Origin of the sequence: Brucella sp. RRSP16 (assembly GCF_052246815.1) — a bacterium.
Lineage (GTDB): Bacteria > Pseudomonadota > Alphaproteobacteria > Rhizobiales > Rhizobiaceae > Brucella > Brucella intermedia.
The window spans coordinates 25,613-44,340 of record NZ_JBQQAM010000009.1; the positions used below are offsets into that span (position 1 = coordinate 25,613).

Below are 18,728 nucleotides of genomic sequence, written 5' to 3' on the forward strand. Positions count from 1 at the left end.
TGTTTTAACGCGCATCTGTTCTGAAAGCCGTTTCACACGTTTCAGGATGCGCTCCAAGGGCAGGCAGAGCATGGGCGAGCGCCAGCAGGCGGGCATAGGGGAAGGCGGCGGGCCGGGACGCGAACGCCAGGAAGAGGCCCGGCGCATTCTCGACCGGCTCGAGCGCGAGCAGACCGGCGCAGAAGGCATGGTGCGGCGTGGATTTACCCGCACGGCGCAGCATCTTTCAGCCGCCGACGCTCCCGAAAACGATGCCGTCGAACTGTGGGCCACACGTGTCGGACGCGGGCTCGGCTTCCTCATCACGCTGGCCATCATCGTCTGGCTCATTTTCTATCTCATGCAAAGCTAGGTACCCAATGACGCTTTCTGCGCCTTCGGATGCGACAACCGTTATTGTCATCTCAAGCCATGTCGTGCGCGGTTCGGTCGGCAATCGGGCCGCCGTTTTCGCATTGGAAACACTGGGCTTTCCCGTCTGGGCTGTGCCGACCGTGGTGCTGCCATGGCATCCGGGACACGGGGTTCCAGGCGCTCCGGCGGGCCGTATCGTGCCGCCGGCGGAAGAGTTTTCGCGCCTGATGCAGGATCTTCAGCGCGCGCCGTGGCTTGGCGAAGTGGGCGCCATCCTGACCGGCTATCTCGGCCATCCCGAACAGGCGGCAGCCGTCGCCGAACTGGTGAAGACCGTGAAGGCGAAAAACCCCGACGCGGTCTATCTGTGCGACCCGGTCATCGGCGACGAGAAGGGGCTTTACGTGCCCGAGGCGACGGCGACCGGCATTCGCGACAAGCTTCTGCCGCTCGCCGATATCGCAACGCCCAACCGGTTCGAGCTTTCCTGGCTGACCGGCGTGCCGCTCGAAGATAATACAGCCCTGATGGAAGCCGCGCTGGAAGCCGGTCCGGCAACCATGCTGGTCACATCGGCCTTTCCGCTGATGAGCGGCAGCATCGGCAATATTCTGCTGACGCCGACCATGGCGCTGATGGCCGAACATCGCCGCGTGGAAGGCCCGACCAACGGGCTTGGCGATCTGACCTCCGCCGTGTTTCTGGCGCGGCGTCTTTCCGGCATGACTGAGGAAAAGATGCTGCAAAGCACCACGGCGGCGGTGTTCGAGATCATGGCGCGCTCGGCAAAGCGCGGTGCGGACGAACTGATGCTGGAAGCCGATGCGTCGAGCCTCGCCACGCCGATGGCCATGGTGCAGACGCGGCGGCTGATGCATCCGACCAAGGGGTTCCGCGCTTGACGCAAGCCGTGCTTGCCGGTGTGGACGGTTGCCCCGGCGGCTGGATCGCGGTGGCCGGTGAGGACGGGAGTTTGCGGGCCGAAGTGTTCGGCAGTTTTGCCGCTTTGACCGCTTCGCTTCCCGACAAAGCGATCATTGCCGTGGACATGCCGATCGGCCTGCCGGAAAGGGGCCAGCGTTCGGCGGAGCGGGCAGCGCGCGCCCATCTTGGCGAAAGGCAGTCGAGCCTTTTCTCCATTCCGCCGCGCGCCGCCGTCTATGCCGGGGATTACCGCGAAAGCTGTTCCCTGTCGCTCGAACGGACCGATCCGCCGCGCAAGGTTTCAAGGCAGGCTTTCGGGCTTTTCCCGAAAATCTGCGAACTGGACACCCTGTTGCGAAGCGATGCCGCATTGGCGGCGCGCATCATTGAATCGCATCCGGAACTGGCTTTTGCCGCGCTGAACGGCATGAATTCCATGTCCCTGCCGAAGAAGATAAAGGGGCGCGTAAACCCGGAAGGGCTGGCGGAGCGCCGGGCCTTGTTGCAGCGCTGCGGACTGCCGGAGGATTTTTTAAAAAGCCCCGTTCCGCGCGGCGCGAAGGAGGATGACTTTCTCGATGCCTGCGCCATGTATCTCGTGGCCCGTCGCCATGCACGTGGCGAGGCGCGTCCGTATCCCGAGCATGTGGAACGCGACGATTTCGGTCTCCGCATGGCGATTTGGGCTTGAGAAACATGCGTGAATGCGAACGGAAACATGCGTCCAATTCGACGCAGCCCGTTCAATGCATTTCGATTGATCTCGGTTTTCGATAGGGATATTGGAAAAATATGGTTGATCTTCCAGACACACTTCTCGCCGGTTATCGAACCTTCATGCGCGAGCATTTTGCCCACGAAACTGCACGATATCGCCATCTGGCCGACAAGGGACAATCACCGGAAACGCTGGTTATCGCTTGTTGTGATTCCCGTGCGGCTCCCGAAACCATCTTCAACGCGGCGCCCGGCGAAATCTTCGTCCTGCGCAATGTTGCCAATCTCATCCCGCCCTACGAACCCGATGGCGAATATCATGCGGCTTCCGCAGCGCTGGAATTCGCGGTGCAGAGCCTCAAGGTGAAGAACATTGTCGTCATGGGCCATGGCCGCTGCGGCGGCATCAAGGCGGCGCTCGACACCGAAAGCGCACCGCTTTCGCCCGGTGACTTCATCGGCAAGTGGATGAGCCTGATCGCTCCCGCCGCCGAAGCCGTCAGCGGCAACCAGCTCATGACGCAGAGCGAACGCCAGACCGCGTTGGAGCGAATCTCGATCCGCTACTCCATCAATAATCTGCGCACATTCCCCTGCGTCGATATTCTGGAGAAGAAGGGCAAGCTGACCCTGCATGGCGCATGGTTCGATATTTCGACCGGCGAACTGTGGGTGATGGATCATCAGACGGGCGATTTCAAACGTCCTGATCCTGCCTGATCCAGCTCTCTGAAACGCCTTCCGAAACGGTTCCTCTCTGATCGAGAGGGCCGTTTTGTTTTTTCTGAAATACCGAAAATCGGTGTTTTTCGTTGCCAAAACGCGAAAAACCGCACCAGAACATGCAAAAATAGCCCCAAAATTTGGGGCTATTTTGTGTCGCGTGTGGCTTTTCTGTGGCAATTTCAAAGCGAAATTGCGGATTTAGGCTTCAGAGCGGGATGTTTTTAACTGAGCGGTCATCCCGCTCCAAATTTTGTTAGAGCATGATTTATCCGAAAACCTGCTCTAGTTGCCGTCGATGGCCTTGCCCATGACGGCGATAGCGCGCTGGTAGACCTGTGCGGCATTCCAGCCCTGGATCGCGCCATAGTTGGGTTCCCCCGGCTGATAACCTGCGCCGCGCTGCCAGCCGTGGCCGACGAGGAAGTTCGCGGTCGAATGGAGCGCGTCCGCCTTGTTGCGCAGGTCGAAATGGGAGCCGCCCGAACCGCTGACGCCGTATTTCAGGACGTTTGCGGGCATGAACTGGGTCTGGCCGACTTCGCCATGCATCGCGCCTACGGCCTGCGGGCTGAGGTCGCCCTGATCGATGAGCTTGAGAGCGGCATAGAGCTGGCCGGTGAAGTAATCGGAACGGCGGCAGTCATAGGCCAGTGTTGCGACGGCCGACAGGGTGTGCTGCTTGCCGAGATAGGAACCGAAGCCGGTTTCCATGCCCCAGATCGCGATCAGCGGGCCGGCCGGAACGCCATAGCGCTTCTCGATTGCGGCGAAGAGAGCGGCGTTCTGCTGCTTCTGGGCGCGGCCGCGCTTGATGATGGTGTCGGCGCCGCGCTTCTTCATGAAGTCTTCAAAGGAGAGCTTGAAGCTCTTCTGATTGCGGTCGGCATTGATGGTGGCCTGCGCATATTTGGTGCCGGCCAGCGCATTGAGGCCCGCCTTGCCAACGCCGCGCGACGGCGCTTCCTTCAGGGTCTGCTGGAGCCAGGCATTATAGCCTGCGGCGTTGTTGCCGCACTGGGCCGCCTCGGCAATGCCTGTTCCCGTCATCATGCCCATTGCAAGAACTGCTGCTGCCGTCCAAGTCCGGCCCTTGGCAACCAACGCCATTCGTTTCTCCTTTGGAATTGATTCGACTTCAACGCGAACTTGCCATTCCTTACACCAAATGTCATGTCGGAATGGCAGCTGAAGAGTGGTCGAGCGGCGCGGTTTCAAGCATTTTTGCACCGGATCGGCAAGTGTTTCTTTGGTCGCAGAAGAAATGCAGCCCGCCGGCAGGTCCCACGATCTGCCTCTTCAGGCTACCTCTTGGGGGCTGCATGCAGGAGCGAACGCGCCGGAGGTTATTTCCGGTGCGGGTTTCAGCCCGTTTCGGGCCTTTTGCTTGACATTGCGGGCTGATCGCCTTAAAGCCTGCTCCAATCTATCCGCGATCTTCAGAACGCGAGCCACCGACCGGGACCCATCATGGTATAAAGCGATCCCGGAGGTCCACATCCGACAGCGCGATGCGCCCTCGGGTGCTGTACCGCTTTGGTTGCTTCTTGAACTGGCAGACACACGGGACGATTTATCCCTGACGAAGCATAAGCCTCTTCTCGGATTAAAAGGAAATTCGATGTTTGAATCACTTCAGGAGCGTCTTGGCTCCATCCTGAACGGCCTTACCGGACGCGGCGCTCTTTCAGAAGCCGACGTGACGGCGGCGCTGCGCGAAGTGCGCCGCGCGCTGATCGAGGCCGACGTTTCGCTGGAAGTGGTTCGCTCCTTCACCGACCGCGTTCGCGAGAAGGCTGTCGGCGCGGAAATCCTGAAAAGCATCAAGCCCGGCCAGATGGTCGTCAAGATCGTCCATGACGAGCTTGTCGAAATGCTTGGCACCGAAGGCGTCTCCATCGATCTGAATGCGCCGGCCCCGGTCGTGATCATGATGGTGGGCTTGCAGGGTTCGGGCAAGACGACGACGACTGGCAAGATCGCCAAGCGCCTGACCGAGCGCCAGCGCAAGAAAGTGCTGATGGCCTCGCTCGATACGCGCCGTCCGGCTGCGCAGGAACAGCTTCGCCAGCTTGGCATCCAGACCGGCGTCGACACGCTGCCGATCATTGCCGGACAGTCGCCGGTGGAAATCGCCAAGCGCGCCGTTCAGGCTGCAAAGCTCGGCGCGCATGACGTCGTCATTCTCGATACGGCAGGCCGCACGCATATTGACGAGCCGCTGATGGTGGAAATGGCGGATATCCGCAAGGCCGCCAATCCGCATGAAATCCTGCTCGTCGCCGACAGCCTGACCGGTCAGGACGCCGTCAACCTGGCGCGCAATTTCGATGAGCGCGTCGGCATTACCGGCATCGTGCTCACCCGCATGGACGGCGATGGCCGTGGCGGTGCGGCACTTTCGATGCGCGCCATCACCGGCAAGCCGATCAAGCTGATCGCCACCGGCGAAAAGATGGATGCGCTCGAGGAGTTCTATCCGAAGCGCATTGCCGACCGCATTCTCGGCATGGGCGACATTGTTTCGCTGGTCGAAAAAGCCGCTGAAAACATCGACGCGGAAAAAGCCGCGGCGATGGCCAAAAAGATGCAGTCGGGCAAGTTCGATCTCAACGATCTTGCCGAACAGCTCAAGCAGATGAAGAAGCTCGGCGGCATGGGCGGCATCATGGGCATGATGCCCGGCATGAGCGGGATGAAGGACAAGGTGGCCGCTGCTGGTCTCGACGACAAGGTGTTCGACCGCCAGCTTGCCATCATCGGCTCGATGACCAAGGCCGAGCGTGCCAATCCCGACATTCTCAAGCACAGCCGCAAGCAGCGCATCGCCAAGGGTTCCGGCACCAGCGCCGCCGACATCAACAAGCTTCTCAAGATGCATCGCCAGATGGCCGACATGATGAAAGTCATGGGCAAGGGCAAGGGCGGAATGATGAAGCAGATGATGGGCGGCCTTGCCAACAAGATGGGGCTGGGCGGTCTGGGCGGAGGAATGGGCATGCCTGACCTCTCCAAGATGGACCCCAAGCAGCTTGAGGCGCTTGCCAAGCAGGCGGAAGCAGCGGGCCTGACGAAAGGCGGCGGTCTGCCTGGCCTTCCCGGCGGCGGTATTCCGGGCGGTCTGCCCGGTCTGGGCGGACCCAAGCTTCCCGGTCTCGGTGGCGGTCTTCCGGGCCTGCCGAAGAAGAAGTGAGCATCATGAGCGACGAACAGAACACTGCACCGGCTGAACTTCTGGCACTGCGCGCCTCCATCGACAATATCGATGCGGCGCTGATCCATATGCTGGCCGAACGTTTTCGCTGCACAAAGGCCGTTGGCGTACTCAAGGCCGATCGCGGCCTCGCACCGGCTGATCCCGCCCGCGAAAAGCGCCAGGTGGAGCGTCTGCGCGCGCTGGCAGTCGATGCTCATCTCGATCCCGATTTCGCCGAAAAATTCCTGAACTTCATCGTGAAGGAAGTCATTCGGCATCATGAGCATGCCGCCGCCAATCACGGCGGAAAACAATAGCTATATCGATAGCTTAACCCGTTTTGCCACGGCCATCCCCGGGCGAAGCAATTGTCTAAAGGAAAGAAAAAATGTCTCTGAAGATTCGTCTGGCCCGCGCTGGCTCCAAGAAGCGTCCTTACTACCACATCGTCGTTGCCGACGTCCGCAGCCCGCGTGACGGCCGCTTCATCGAAACCGTTGGCGCATGGAACCCGATGCTGGCCAAGGACGCTGAACGCGTGAAGCTCGACGCCGACCGCATTCAGCATTGGATTGCACAGGGCGCACAGCCGACCGACCGCGTTCTGCGCTTCCTCGACCAGGCTGGCCTTGCCAAGCGTCCGGCCCGCAGCAACCCGACCAAGGGCGAGCCGGGCAAGAAGGCCCAGGAACGTCTGGCCATGGCCAAGCAGGCTGAAGAAGAAGCCGCTGCAAAGGCTGCTGAAGCTGCTGCGGCCGCTGCAGAAGCTGCTGCTGCCCCGGCTGAAGAAGCTGCAAGCGAATAATCTTTCGCGCAGTTTGCGTTATAAAAAGGCGGCGGAGCAATCCGCCGCTTTTTTGTTGACCGCTTTCCTGGGGGGCGAATGGGGATTACATTGAAACTCGCCGCCGTGCTGCCCGCGCTTATTGTCGCCGTACTTGCCAGTCCGGCGCGCGCGATCGACGCGCAGCAACTGGCCGCGGCGGCCGCCTCTTATCGAGACGGAGCGGCAGCGCAACAATTGGAAGACCGGATTGCCGACCTCATCGAAGCGGGTGACAAGGCTGGGCTGGAGGCACTGGCCTCGCAAATCGAGAGGGAGGACGGCCCCTTTCTCGATGCATTGATAGCACTTGCGGAACAGAATCAAGCGCCGGGAGGTGAGGCGAAGCCTGCTCCCGGCAGCGAACTGGCACGCTTGGCGAGCGCCCTGGGCCCCTGTCATCAGGCGAACATCGCTCTCAGGATCATTGTGCTTCTCATTTCGAACGGCGGAGTTGAACCGGTTGTCAGGAATGGTATTGTCATGATCGACGGGAGTGAGATCGATAGTACCTATGCAACCCTGATCCACATATGCGAGAACGTCAACGCGCTGCCCGCCCATAAGGCGAGGATTGGGTCCAGATGCTATTTCACGGGTGCTTGTGGCGATGATCCCGATATGGATTGAGATATCGGGACTGACCTGATGGCGTTCCATGATAAGGTCGGATCATGGAACATTCTGGTGAAATTCTTATCCTGACCGGCACGCCGGGCGCCGGTAAAACCACGACCGCCGAGAGGCTTGCGAACCAGCCGGGTTTGCCGAAGGTTCACCTTCATTCGGACGATTTCTGGCACTTCATCAAGAATGGTGCGATCCAGCCCTATCTGCCGGAAGCCAATGCGCAAAATGCCATTGTGATGGATGCGCTGACCAAGGCGGCCAAGGCCTATTCCGACGGCGGCTATTTCGTCATCGTCGACGGCATAATCGGGCCATGGTTCCTCGAGCCATTCCGAAACCTTGCCACGCCGCTTCATTATGTGGTTCTGCGTCCATCTCTCGATGAGGCGATCCGGCGCTGCCGCGAGCGTGGCGGCAATACGCTGACCGATCCGGGTCCGATTGCGGAACTGCACGGGCAATTGTCCGCGCTGGGGCCGCTAGAGCCGCACGTGCTGGCTGCCAAAGGGTGGTCGCGCAGTCAGACGCTTGCCGCTGTTCGCGCTGCGGTCGAAAGCGGCGCTTTCCGCCTGCATCCCTGAAACAGGCGGTCGCGGTTTTACCTTGTTGTCCAAACCGACTGGAAAACGAGTGAATTTCGACTATCTTGCTGATTTGACGGCTCGCATTTGCGTGAACGCACTCATGCGGGGGTTGAATTTGTTTCCCCGGCGCTTGGCAAAGCGCCCTTTTCAGGAGAAATCCATGTCGGGTACGACGGTTGCCACTTCCTTCTCGCTTGCAGCCCTGGGCCGCCGTATTTTCATCGCTCTTGGTCTGGCTATTCTGGTTCCGCTGCTCTCCGCCTGCGGTTTCAACACTATCCCTACCAATGAGGAACGGGCGAAGGCCGCCTGGGGCGAGGTGCAGAACCAGTATCAGCGCCGCGCCGATCTCGTGCCCAATCTGGTCGAGACCGTGAAGGGCTATGCCGCTCACGAACAGGAGACGCTGCAGGCCGTGATCGAGGCGCGCGCCAAGGCGACGCAGGTGCAGATCACGCCCGAAACGCTCAACAATCCCGAACTCTTCAAGCAGTTTCAGGATAATCAGGCCAACCTGACGAGCGCGCTGTCGCGCCTGATGGTGGTGGTCGAGCGCTATCCGGACCTGAAAGCCAACCAGAACTTCCTTGCATTGCAGTCGCAGCTCGAAGGCACTGAAAACCGCATCGCCGTCGCCCGCCGCGACTATATCGAGGCGGTTCGCGTCTACAATACGTCGCTGCGCACCATGCCGACGATGATCTGGACGTGGATCTGGTATCGCGATGCGCAGCCCATGCAGAGCTTCAGCGCCGATGCAGGCAGCCAGACCGCGCCCAAAGTCAACTTCAACTGACGGCGCGTCTCATGATGCGTCTGGAGGCGGGTGAAGCACCCATGCGTGATCGTCGCGGCTTTTATTGGCCGCGACATCTTATTGCGCTTGTCTTTCTGCTGTTTCCCGCAGCCTTGATGCTGCATACGGCAGCTTTGGCACAGGATGCATCGAAACCCGCACAGACCCTGACTGGCCGCGTGGTGGATGCGGCGGGGATCATCGATCCGGCGGAGCGCCAGAGCCTCACGCAGAAGCTTGCCGATTTCGAAGCCAAATCCTCGGATCAGGTGGTCGTGGTGACGGTCCCGAGCCTCAATGGCGAAGACATCGAAACCTATTCCCACCGTCTGTTCCGCGCCTGGGCGCTTGGCCAGAAACAGGAAAACAACGGCATATTGCTGGTGGTGGCGCCCAATGACCGCAAGGTGCGCATCGAGGTCGGCTACGGCCTTGAAGGTGTCATGACCGATGCGCTTTCAAGCGTCATCATCAATGGCACCATCATTCCCGAATTCCGCACCGGCGATTATTCGAAAGGCATCGTGCAGGGCGTTGACGGCATTCTTTCGGTGCTTTCCGGCGATGCCGCCGAGCTTGAAGCGCGCGCCAGGCGCAATGTGCAGTCGAGTTCCGATGATGTCGACTGGGTGTTCGTCGTCTTCATTGCCTTCTGGTGCCTGATCTTCTTCGGCGGTTTCGGCATGGCGATCCTGACGCCGGTTTTCGGGCGCAAGATCGGGCCGGGCCGTTATCAGTGGCTCGGCATGGTGGTGGATTATAACAATCGCGGCGGCGGGTCTGGCGGCAGGGGTGGCGGAAGCTGGGGTGGCGGCGGTGGCTGGTCATCCGGTGGGGGCGGCGGCGGTTTCTCCGGCGGCGGTGGTTCATCGGGTGGCGGCGGCGCCTCGGGCAGCTGGTAGGGAGACGCAGGGATGAAGCATCACACGCTGATTGGCGCCGAGGACCATGCCCGCATTGCCGAGGCGATCCGCAAGGCGGAAGCCGAGACCAGCGGCGAAATCTATGCGGTTCTGGCCCGTTCCAGCGACGATTATTTCTTTGCGGCGGGCTTTGTCGCCACCTGCGGCATTCTGCTGGCGTCGGTCGTCGTGGCGTTTCTGGCGCACTGGTACTGGTTCGATGTCCGCCTGCCCATGTTCGGGCTTGCGGTGCTGGCGGCCTTCCTCACCGCGATGCTGGTGCTGTGGGTTTTTCCGGCCATCCGCATGCTGCTGGTGCCGCGCCGCATCCGTTACAAGCGCGCGCATCTCAATGCGCTGCAACAGTTCCTGGCGCGCAATGTGCATATCACCGAGCATCGCACCGGCATCCTGCTCTTCGTCTCCATGGCCGAACATTATGCCGAGGTGATCGCCGATGCGGGCATCAATGCGCGGGTCGAACAGGACGAGTGGAATGCGATCGTGGCGACGCTCGTCCATCATGCATCGCGGGCGCAGGTGGCCGAGGGTTTCGTGCTGGCGATCGGTCAGGCGGGCCTTTTGCTGGAGACGCATTTCCCGGCAGGAGCGGACAATGTCAACGAACTCGACGATCACCTGATCGAGTTATGAGAGCCGTTCGGTTCCGTCAGAATCATCTGCAACTTTAGTCTGAAACAGGGCAAAATCGGCCTGCGGCTTTGTCCTTCCGGCACCATTTCTGCGGGCCGTGGAGAAATCCACTGGCATAATCCGAAATTTCGCGGGAAGTTTTCGAAGTTTTGTTCCAAATTAAATGGATTAAATGCGGTTTTTCTGACTTTCCGGGAAATTTTTCGTTATTTTCAACGAATTGCCATCGAATCCGGTGCCTAATCTGCTAGTTTGGCGCGCATTGCCATCATGACAGGAGTATCCGACGTGACTGCAAAGCAGGATCGGTCGAGCAAGGTTAAGGGTTCAAAGGCAGGCAAGGAGGAGAAGAAGGGAGGAAAGTCGAAGGCGCTTACAGCCTTCTCACAGCTTCTCTTCGAATGGGCGCCGCCAGAAGATCTGGCCGCTTACGATGCCGCCGCTCTCGACAGTTCAGCCCGTCACGGCTACGCCGCTCTGGAATCCTATCGCAAGGGCAAGAGCATCATCAGCGTCGATAACGGTATCGAACGCCATGGTCGCCCGGTGAGCGTCATCACCATCGTCAACGACAATATGCCGTTCCTGCTCGACTCCATCATGGGCGAGCTGAACGATCATGCCAACCAGATTTTCATGGTCGTGCATCCGGTTCTGGACATTGCGCGCGAGAAGGACGAGCTCGTCATTCTGGGCGAGGCATCGCAGCTTGCGCCTGCCAAGGGCGTCGAGCGCGTCAGCCTGGTGCAGATCCATCTCCCGGCTCTCGACAAGCAGACCAAGGCCGACCTGACCGCCGCCATCAAGCGTGTGCTGGGGCAGGTTCGCGCCGCCGTCAGCGACTGGAAGCCGATGCTGAAGCGCCTCGATGGCGCGATCGCCGATTACAAGCGCGTGCACGACATGACGGGCGATCCGGCCATGCCGGAAGCGATCGCCTTTCTCGAATGGCTGCGCGACGACCGTTTCATCTTCCTCGGACTTCGCGAGCTGACCTTCAAGGGCAAGGGCGACAAGCGCGAACTGGTGCCGGTCAAGGAAACGCTCGGCATCCTCAACGATCACGAGGTCCGCGTCCTGCGCAAGGATGACGACGACACGGTGACGCCGCGCGAAGTGACCGAATTCCTCGACAGCAACGAGCCGCTGATCGTCACCAAGGCGAACTCGCTTTCGCTGGTGCATCGCCGCTCCTATCTCGATTATGTCGGCGTGAAGATATTCGGCGAGAAGGGCGAGGCCATCGGCGAACTGCGCCTGGTCGGCCTCTTCACCTCGGTTGCCTATACGAGTTCGGTCGCGGGCATTCCGTTCATCCGCTCCAAGGCCGATGCGGTCATCAAGCATCTCGGCTTCAACCGCGAGGACCATTCGGGCAAGGCGCTCATCAATGTGCTGGAGGAATATCCGCGCGACGAGCTTTTCCAGATCGATGTGGAAAGCCTGACGGCCAATGCAGAACTGATCCTGGCGCTGGGCGAGCGTCCACGGGTGCGCGCTGTTCCGCGTCTCGACCGGTTTGGCCGTTTTGCCACCGTGCTGGTCTATATCCCGCGTGACCGTTACGACTCGGTCGTGCGCGAGAAGATCGGGCATTATCTGGTCGACGTCTATGGCGGCGACAGTTTTGAATTCCATCCGGTCTTCCTGCAGAACGGCCTGACGCGCGTGCAGTTCGTCATCCGCCGTCACGAGCGTTCCACGCCGCATGTGGACCGGGAAGCGCTGGAAGCGCAAGTGCGCGCCATCGTCCGCACCTGGGACGACGCGGTGCGTGAAAGCTCCGACAGCGCCGACGCGAAGACCGTCGCGCTCGCCGCAAGCTTTCCGCCGTCCTACCGCGAAATCTTCACGGCGCCGGAAGCGCTGGTCGATGCGGAACGCATTGCCAGCCTCAGCGCCGAGGCGCCGCTTTTCGTGGACTTCTATCGCTATCGCACCGACGGTCCCGATGCGGTCTCGCTGAAGATTTATCATCACGGTGCGCCGGTCGTCCTGTCGCAGCGCGTGCCGCTTCTGGAAAACATGGGTTTCCGTGTCGTCAGCGAGCAGACCATCGACCTGCCGCATGCTGGCAAGGACGGCGCGACCGTCTACCTGCACGACATGCAGCTCGTGAACGCCTATGGGGCACCGGTCGATCTTTCCGACGATGGCGAGATGCTGGAAGACGTGTTCCGCAATGTCTGGGACGGTCAGGCCGATAATGACGGCTATAATGCGCTGGTGCAGACCGCGCGCCTGACGGCACGCCAGATCATGATCCTGCGTTCCTATGGGCGCTATCTGCAGCAGGCGGGCATCGCCTATTCGCAGGGCTTCATCGCGGCAGCGCTGAACCGTTATCCGGAAATCGCCAGCGACCTCTATTCGCTGTTCGACCTGCGTTTCAATCCGTCGGCCAAGCGCCGGGATGCGGCTGAAAAGAAGCTGGTCGATGGCATCGAAACCGCGCTTCTGGGCGTGCCGAGCATCGATGACGACCAGATATTGCGTCGTTTCCGCAATCTGATCGAAGCGACGCTGCGCACCAATGCCTATCAGCCGGATGCCGAGGGCAAGCCGCGTGTCACCTTCGCCTTCAAGCTCAATCCGCGTCTGGTCGACGGCCTGCCTGACCCGCGCCCGTACCGCGAAATCTTCGTCTACGGGCCGGAAGTGGAAGGCGTGCACCTGCGTTTCGGCGCGGTCGCCCGCGGCGGCCTGCGCTGGTCGGACCGCGCACAGGATTATCGCACCGAAGTGCTGGGGCTGGTAAAGGCGCAGCAGGTCAAGAACGCGGTTATCGTGCCGGTCGGCGCCAAGGGCGGCTTCTATCCGAAGCGTCTGCCGGTCGGCGGCGATCGCAATGCGGTGTTCGAAGCCGGCCGCGATGCCTACAAGGTCTTCATCTCCACGCTCCTGTCCGTCACCGACAATATCGAGGACAGCCATGTCGTGCCGCCGGCGGAAGTCGTGCGCCATGACAATGACGATCCTTATTTCGTCGTTGCTGCCGACAAGGGCACGGCCACTTTCTCCGATACGGCCAATGCCATCAGCCAGGCGCATGATTTCTGGCTGGACGATGCCTTCGCATCGGGCGGTTCCGCCGGTTACGACCACAAGGGCATGGGCATTACCGCGCGCGGCGCGTGGGAAGCCGTGAAGCGCCATTTCCGTGAACTCGACATGGATATCCAGAACGAGCCTTTCACGGTTGCGGGCGTGGGCGACATGTCCGGCGACGTCTTCGGCAATGGCATGCTGCTTTCCGAACAGATTCGCCTCGTGGCGGCGTTCGACCATCGTGATATCTTCATCGACCCGAACCCGGTTCCGGCGGACGGCTTTGCCGAGCGCAAGCGCCTGTTCGAGCTGCCGCGTTCGAGCTGGCAGGACTATGACCGCTCCAAGCTTTCGGCTGGCGGCGGCATCTACAGCCGCAGCCAGAAGACGATCACGCTCTCGCCGGAAGCGGCCAATGCCATCGGCCTCGGCAAGACCTCCGGAACGCCGCAGGAAATCATGACGGCGATCCTGAAGTCGAAGGTCGATCTGCTCTGGTTCGGCGGCATCGGCACCTATATCCGCTCGTCCGCTGAAACGGATGCGCAGGTTGGCGACCGCGCCAATGATGCGATCCGCATCACCGGCTCGGAAGTCGGCGCGCGGGTAATCGGCGAAGGCGCAAACCTTGGCGTGACCCAGCGCGGGCGTATCGAATATGCCTTGTCGGGCGGCCGCGGTAACACGGACGCCATCGACAATTCGGCGGGCGTCAACTGCTCGGACGTCGAGGTCAACATCAAGATCGCGCTGGCTGCGGCCATGCGTTCGGGCAAGCTCAAGCGCCCGGCGCGCGACAAGCTTCTGGTCAGCATGACCGACGATGTTTCGGCACTGGTGCTGCGCAACAACTATCTGCAGCCGCTGGCGCTTTCGCTGAGCGAACGTCAGGGACTGGCGGAGCTGCCCTATCAGGCGCGCTTCATGGCGGAACTGGAAGCCCGCAAGCTGCTCGACCGCAAGGTGGAGAACCTGCCGTCGGACGCATTGCTTGCCGAGCGCCAGAAGGCTGGCCAGCCGCTCACCCGCCCGGAACTGGCGGTTCTGCTGGCCTATGCGAAGCTTTCGCTCTGTGACGATCTGGTGGCGAGCCAGCTTCCGGACGAGCCGTACTTCCAGTCGCTGCTGATGGGCTATTTCCCCAAGCGCATGGTGAAGACCTATGCCGAGGAAATCTCGGGTCATCGCCTGCGCCGTGAAATCGTCGCCACCTTGCTGGCGAACGATGTCATCAATCGCGGGGGCATCACCTTCATCAGCCGCCTGGCCGATACGACCGGCAAGTCGCCTGCCGATATCGTCCGCGCCTATGTGGCGGTGCGTGACGGCTTCGACATCGACACGATCTATGACGCCATCGATGCGCTGGACAATCGCGTTCCGGGCGATGTGCAGAACCAGTTCTACCATCTCGTCGGCGAAATGCTGCAGGCGACGACGGCATGGGTTTTGCGCAACGACACGACGCGCGCCAACCTGACGGAACTGGTGGATACGATCACCAGGGCGCGCGCCGAACTGGAGCCGCGTTTCGACGGCCTGATGCCGGAATATCTCAAAACCGCGCTTCAGGCCGACAAGGCCGCTTTCGTGGAAATGGGTGCGCCGGAAAAGCTGGCACAGCGTCTTGCCAATCTGCAGCTTGCAGGCATCATGCCGGACATTGCGCTGATCGCGCATCTGGCGGGCGCCGACCGGGTGGTTACCGCCAAGACCTATTTCGGTGTTTCGGAAGCCTTCCGCATCGGTCGCATCGAGGAAGCCGCGCGCTCCATCCCCGTCACGGACTATTATGACGGGCTGGCGCTGTCACGGGCAAGCGATACGATCACGCAGGCTGCACGCGGCATCACCATTGCGGCACTCAAGCGTTTCGCCAAGGACAAGGACCCGGCGGCAGCCTGGTTTGCAGCCGATGGCGCCCGCATCGAGCAGGTGCAGAACCGCATGGTGGCGCTGACGGAAGGTGGCGACCTGACCGTTTCGCGACTGGCGGTTGCAGCGGGCCTGATGTCCGATCTCGCCCAGTAGGCAGGTCGGGAAATTCTATTGCAGAAGGGCGGCTGTGGCCGCCCTTTTTATTTCTTTCCAGTGCACATTTCGGGGTATAAGCTCCCGCTAATATGATTTGGGCCTGAAATTCATCCGACACATTGAAGGAACGATGCAGCCGAACGGCTCGGCTGGCCTGCGTGCATCTGCATGAAATCCGGAACCGGTTTTCGCAAAGCATCGTGTGCAGATGTATCGGGTTGGAGTGGTCTTTATACGCCAAAAGGCGCATGGTGCTCTATCGTCGGAAGCCGCTTCGGGCGTGGGGGGAAGGAAAGAGTAATTGAGCGATCAGCTTATGGCTGCCCGCAGCCATGCCTCGCGGCGTGGCGTATGGGGCTGGATATTCTTCGACTGGGCGGCACAGCCGTTCTTCACCGTCATCGTAACCTTCATCTTTGGTCCCTATTTCATCTCGCGCATGGCCGACACGCCGGAAGCAGGGCAGATCGCCTGGGGGTACGGCTTTGCCGCCGCGGGCCTCGTGATCGCACTGCTGTCGCCCGTTCTGGGATCGATTGCCGACAAGACCGGCGCGCGCAAACCGTGGATCGGCTTCTTTGCCGTCCTGAAGATTGCGGGCCTGATGACGCTGTGGTTCGCGGTGCCGGGCGCGAACCTGTTCTGGGTGCTTCTGGCTTTCAGCATCGCCATGATCTCGGCGGAGTTTTCCATCGTCTTCAACGATTCCATGATGCCGCGGCTCGTCCCCGCCAGGGAGATCGGCAAAGTGTCCAATCTGGCCTGGGGGCTCGGCTATCTGGGCGGCGTGCTGGTGCTGATCTTCGTCGTGGTCTTTCTGGCGTCGTCGCCGCAGACGGGCAAGACCCTGATCGGGCTTCCGCCGCTCTTCGGGCTTGACCCTGCCAGCGGCGAAGATGCCCGCATCACCGGCCCCATCGCGGCGCTGTGGTATCTCGTTTTCATCATGCCGATGTTCGTGTTCACGCCGGATCAGGCGCGCGGCCAGCCGCTGCGCCAGGCGGTCGGCAGCGGCCTGACGGAACTGAAGTCGACGCTGAGGGAAGTGCGGAAGCGTCCGGGAATAGTCCGCTTCCTTGCCGCCCGCCTTGTCTATCAGGACGGGCTCAATGCCATTGTCGCGCTGGGCGCGGGCTATGCCGCTTCACTGTTTCACTGGAGCATCAACGAAATCGGCCTCTTCGGCATGATCACCAATGTGTCGGCGATCCTGAGCTGCCTCGTCGCGGCTCGTCTTGATGCAAGGCTCGGCTCAAAAGCCATCGTGCTCGGATCGCTGGTGCTTCTGCTCATCGCCTCGTTCGGTATCGTTTCCACCGGAACGAATTATTTTCTGCTCGGGCTTTTGCCGGTTGGCTATTCTGAGGGACATGGGCTGTTCTCCACGGCTGCGGAACAGGCATTTCTCGTCTACGGGCTGATGATCGGCGCCGCTCTGGGGCCGGTGCAGGCGTCCGCCCGTTCATGGTTTGCGCGCAGCATCAGGCCGGAGGAATCGGGTCGCTATTTCGGCATCTATGCGCTGGCGGGCCGGGCGACGGGATTTCTCGGGCCGTTTCTGGTCGCGACGATCACGGCTCTCACTCGCTGCGCGGCGATTGGCATGTCGGTGCTGCTGCTGTTTTTTGTCGTGGGGCTCTATCTGGCTGCCATTACGCCTTATCCGGCCGACAAGCCGCTTGCATCCGGCCCGCATTGACGGGCCGGAGGCGGTTCCGGTCTTTTCGAGACGGCTCTATTCGATCCAGCCCATGGAACGCTGCACGGCCTTTTCCCACGAGCGGAACAGGCGCGTGCTTTCCTCAACCGGCATTCGCGGGTGCCAGCGCTGGCCCACCTGCCAGTTTTCCACGATGTCCCGCGTCGATTTCCAGTAGCCGACGGCAAGTCCCGCCGCATAGGCAGCGCCCAGCGCCGTCGTCTCAATGATTTTCGGGCGCACGACCGGCACGTCCAGAATGTCGGACTGGAACTGCATGAGCAGCTCGTTGACGGTCATGCCGCCATCGGCGCGCAGCTCCGTGATCTCGACGCCGGAATCCTTCACCATCGCATCCAGCACTTCGCGCACCTGATAGGCGCTCGCCTCCAGCGCCGCGCGTGCGATGTGCCCCTTGTTGGCGAAGCGGGTGAGGCCAGCGATGATGCCGCGCGCGGAATCCTGCCAGTGCGGCGCATAGAGGCCGGAGAAGGCCGGGACGAAATAGACGTCGCCATTGTCTTCTACGGTGCGGGCCAGCGTTTCAATGTCGCTGCTGTGCCTGATGATGCCGAGATTGTCGCGCAGCCATTGCACCAGAGCACCGGTGATCGCGATTGACCCTTCCAGCGCGTAGACCGGCTTCGCGCCGTCCAGCTTGTAGGCAACCGTGGTCAGCAGTCCAAAATTGGAGGGCACCAGTTTCTCGCCGGTGTTCATCAGCATGAAGCATCCGGTGCCATAGGTGTTCTTGGCCTCGCCCGGTTCCAGACAGGCCTGACCGAAGAGCGCTGCCTGCTGGTCACCCAGAATGCCCGCCAGCTTGACGCCGGAAAGCGAGGGCAGGGCGATCTCGCCATAGACCTCGCTCGAGGAGCGGATTTCTGGCAGGCAGGAAGCAGGAATTTCGAATAGGCGGAGAATATCCGCGTCCCATTTCAGCGTCGAAAGATCCATCAGCTGGGTGCGGGAGGCGTTGGTCACATCGGTGATGTGAATGCCGCCATCGGTGCCGCCGGTGAGGTTCCAGACAAGCCATGTGTCGATGGTGCCGAAAAGCGCGTCGCCAGCTTCGGCCTTTTCACGGGCACCGGGAACGTGATCAAGTATCCAGCGCAGCTTGAGGCCGGAGAAATAGGTCGAGATGGGCAGGCCCGTCTTTTCGCGCAGGCGGTCCGCGCCGCCGTCTTTCGTGTAACGGGCGACCAGCTCGTCCGTGCGCGTATCCATCCAGACGACCGCATTATGGAGCGGTGCGCCGGTCTTCTGGTCCCAGAGCAGGGTGGTTTCGCGCTGGTTGGTAATGCCGACGGAAGCTATGTCGGACGCCTTCAGGTTTGCCTTCTTCAGCGCTGCGGCAATGACGTGCTGCGTATTGCGCCAGATTTCCGTTGGATTGTGTTCGACCCAGCCCGCCTTCGGATAAATCTGCTCGTGTTCGCGCTGGTCGCTGGCGACGATATCGCCCTGCCGGTCGAAAATGATGAAACGCGAACTCGTGGTTCCCTGGTCGATGGAACCGATAAACTGCGTCATGGGGCGGGCTCCTCCGTTGATCCGGCCTATTCTGAAAACGAATTTAAACGAAACAATATGAAACTCAATGAAAACGAGGCCCCGGAACGGTTGGTTTCGGGGCCTCGA

The 18,728-nt window shown here is 61.0% G+C and carries 16 protein-coding genes; 14 read left to right on the forward strand and 2 right to left on the reverse strand.

What is annotated here, in order from left to right; all coding sequences use genetic code 11:
• Positions 1-70: 70 nt before the first annotated feature.
• The 4 genes from ACS5UA_RS15100 to ACS5UA_RS15115 all read left to right on the forward strand — a co-directional run bounded on the left by ACS5UA_RS15100 (position 71) and on the right by ACS5UA_RS15115 (position 2,715).
• On the forward strand, positions 71-352 hold the full coding sequence (locus ACS5UA_RS15100; protein WP_006471240.1) for a hypothetical protein: 282 nt from the start codon (positions 71-73) through the stop codon (positions 350-352).
• A 7-nt stretch (positions 353-359) separates the two neighbouring features.
• Positions 360-1,256 (forward strand): pyridoxal kinase PdxY, encoded by an 897-nt coding sequence (pdxY, locus tag ACS5UA_RS15105; protein WP_006467846.1) that lies wholly within the window; start codon positions 360-362, stop codon positions 1,254-1,256.
• Positions 1,253-1,969: a DUF429 domain-containing protein gene (locus ACS5UA_RS15110; protein WP_253177161.1), complete on the forward strand. Its 717-nt coding sequence runs from the start codon at positions 1,253-1,255 to the stop codon at positions 1,967-1,969. The genes pdxY and ACS5UA_RS15110 overlap by 4 nt, the downstream gene beginning before the upstream one ends.
• A 101-nt stretch (positions 1,970-2,070) precedes the next feature.
• Positions 2,071-2,715 (forward strand): carbonic anhydrase, encoded by a 645-nt coding sequence (locus ACS5UA_RS15115; RefSeq protein WP_025090908.1) that lies wholly within the window; start codon positions 2,071-2,073, stop codon positions 2,713-2,715.
• Positions 2,716-3,003: 288 nt separating this feature from the next.
• Here ACS5UA_RS15115 and ACS5UA_RS15120 read toward each other — a convergent pair whose 3' ends face one another.
• Positions 3,004-3,828 carry a lytic murein transglycosylase gene (locus ACS5UA_RS15120; protein ID WP_006467843.1) on the reverse strand — a complete coding sequence of 275 codons (825 nt, stop codon included), beginning with the start codon at positions 3,826-3,828 and terminating at the stop codon, positions 3,004-3,006.
• Positions 3,829-4,339: 511 nt separating this feature from the next.
• Here ACS5UA_RS15120 and ffh point away from each other — a divergent pair.
• The 10 genes from ffh to ACS5UA_RS15170 all read left to right on the forward strand — a co-directional run bounded on the left by ffh (position 4,340) and on the right by ACS5UA_RS15170 (position 17,084).
• Positions 4,340-5,911: a signal recognition particle protein gene (gene ffh, locus ACS5UA_RS15125; RefSeq protein WP_253177162.1), complete on the forward strand. Its 1,572-nt coding sequence runs from the start codon at positions 4,340-4,342 to the stop codon at positions 5,909-5,911.
• Positions 5,912-5,916: 5 nt separating this feature from the next.
• Positions 5,917-6,231 (forward strand): chorismate mutase, encoded by a 315-nt coding sequence (locus ACS5UA_RS15130; protein ID WP_253177163.1) that lies wholly within the window; start codon positions 5,917-5,919, stop codon positions 6,229-6,231.
• A 71-nt stretch (positions 6,232-6,302) separates the two neighbouring features.
• A complete protein-coding gene (gene rpsP / locus ACS5UA_RS15135) occupies positions 6,303-6,719 on the forward strand; it encodes a 30S ribosomal protein S16 (RefSeq protein ID WP_021588087.1) in 417 nt (138 codons plus the stop codon).
• Between the two features lie 78 nt (positions 6,720-6,797).
• The gene (locus ACS5UA_RS15140) at positions 6,798-7,367 is read left to right on the forward strand and encodes a hypothetical protein (RefSeq protein ID WP_253177164.1); all 570 of its coding nucleotides are present in this window, start codon (positions 6,798-6,800) and stop codon (positions 7,365-7,367) included.
• 44 nt (positions 7,368-7,411) lie between these two features.
• Entirely contained in the window at positions 7,412-7,948 is a 537-nt protein-coding gene (locus ACS5UA_RS15145; protein ID WP_253177165.1) for an ATP-binding protein, read from the forward strand.
• A gap of 163 nt (positions 7,949-8,111) precedes the next feature.
• Positions 8,112-8,747, forward strand: a complete 636-nt coding sequence (locus ACS5UA_RS15150; protein WP_253177166.1) for a LemA family protein — start codon at positions 8,112-8,114, stop codon at positions 8,745-8,747.
• A 116-nt stretch (positions 8,748-8,863) separates the two neighbouring features.
• Positions 8,864-9,649 carry a TPM domain-containing protein gene (locus ACS5UA_RS15155; protein ID WP_420703416.1) on the forward strand — a complete coding sequence of 262 codons (786 nt, stop codon included), beginning with the start codon at positions 8,864-8,866 and terminating at the stop codon, positions 9,647-9,649.
• Between the two features lie 12 nt (positions 9,650-9,661).
• A complete protein-coding gene (locus ACS5UA_RS15160; protein ID WP_021588082.1) occupies positions 9,662-10,303 on the forward strand; it encodes a TPM domain-containing protein in 642 nt (213 codons plus the stop codon).
• Between the two features lie 288 nt (positions 10,304-10,591).
• Complete coding sequence (locus ACS5UA_RS15165; RefSeq protein ID WP_253177252.1) at positions 10,592-15,382, forward strand: NAD-glutamate dehydrogenase; 4,791 nt, start codon at positions 10,592-10,594, stop codon at positions 15,380-15,382.
• 319 nt (positions 15,383-15,701) lie between these two features.
• Complete coding sequence (locus tag ACS5UA_RS15170; protein WP_410171022.1) at positions 15,702-17,084, forward strand: MFS transporter; 1,383 nt, start codon at positions 15,702-15,704, stop codon at positions 17,082-17,084.
• 36 nt (positions 17,085-17,120) lie between these two features.
• Here ACS5UA_RS15170 and glpK read toward each other — a convergent pair whose 3' ends face one another.
• A complete protein-coding gene (gene glpK, locus ACS5UA_RS15175; protein WP_253177169.1) occupies positions 17,121-18,620 on the reverse strand; it encodes a glycerol kinase GlpK in 1,500 nt (499 codons plus the stop codon).
• Between the last annotated feature and the right edge of the window lie 108 nt (positions 18,621-18,728).

Bases quoted from the DNA above. Each gene is read 5' to 3' on its own strand.
- glpK (WP_253177169.1), bottom strand. From the start codon at position 18,620: ATGACGCAGTTTATCGGTTCCATCGACCAGGGAACCACGAGTTCGCGT.
- ACS5UA_RS15145 (WP_253177165.1), top strand. From the start codon at position 7,412: ATGGAACATTCTGGTGAAATTCTTATCCTGACCGGCACGCCGGGCGCC.
- pdxY (WP_006467846.1), top strand. From the start codon at position 360: ATGACGCTTTCTGCGCCTTCGGATGCGACAACCGTTATTGTCATCTCA.
- ACS5UA_RS15150 (WP_253177166.1), top strand. From the start codon at position 8,112: ATGTCGGGTACGACGGTTGCCACTTCCTTCTCGCTTGCAGCCCTGGGC.
- ffh (WP_253177162.1), top strand. From the start codon at position 4,340: ATGTTTGAATCACTTCAGGAGCGTCTTGGCTCCATCCTGAACGGCCTT.
- rpsP (WP_021588087.1), top strand. From the start codon at position 6,303: ATGTCTCTGAAGATTCGTCTGGCCCGCGCTGGCTCCAAGAAGCGTCCT.
- ACS5UA_RS15130 (WP_253177163.1), top strand. From the start codon at position 5,917: ATGAGCGACGAACAGAACACTGCACCGGCTGAACTTCTGGCACTGCGC.
- ACS5UA_RS15160 (WP_021588082.1), top strand. From the start codon at position 9,662: ATGAAGCATCACACGCTGATTGGCGCCGAGGACCATGCCCGCATTGCC.
- ACS5UA_RS15100 (WP_006471240.1), top strand. From the start codon at position 71: ATGGGCGAGCGCCAGCAGGCGGGCATAGGGGAAGGCGGCGGGCCGGGA.
- ACS5UA_RS15120 (WP_006467843.1), bottom strand. From the start codon at position 3,828: ATGGCGTTGGTTGCCAAGGGCCGGACTTGGACGGCAGCAGCAGTTCTT.
- ACS5UA_RS15115 (WP_025090908.1), top strand. From the start codon at position 2,071: ATGGTTGATCTTCCAGACACACTTCTCGCCGGTTATCGAACCTTCATG.
- ACS5UA_RS15155 (WP_420703416.1), top strand. From the start codon at position 8,864: ATGCTGCATACGGCAGCTTTGGCACAGGATGCATCGAAACCCGCACAG.
- ACS5UA_RS15140 (WP_253177164.1), top strand. From the start codon at position 6,798: ATGGGGATTACATTGAAACTCGCCGCCGTGCTGCCCGCGCTTATTGTC.
- ACS5UA_RS15170 (WP_410171022.1), top strand. From the start codon at position 15,702: ATGGCTGCCCGCAGCCATGCCTCGCGGCGTGGCGTATGGGGCTGGATA.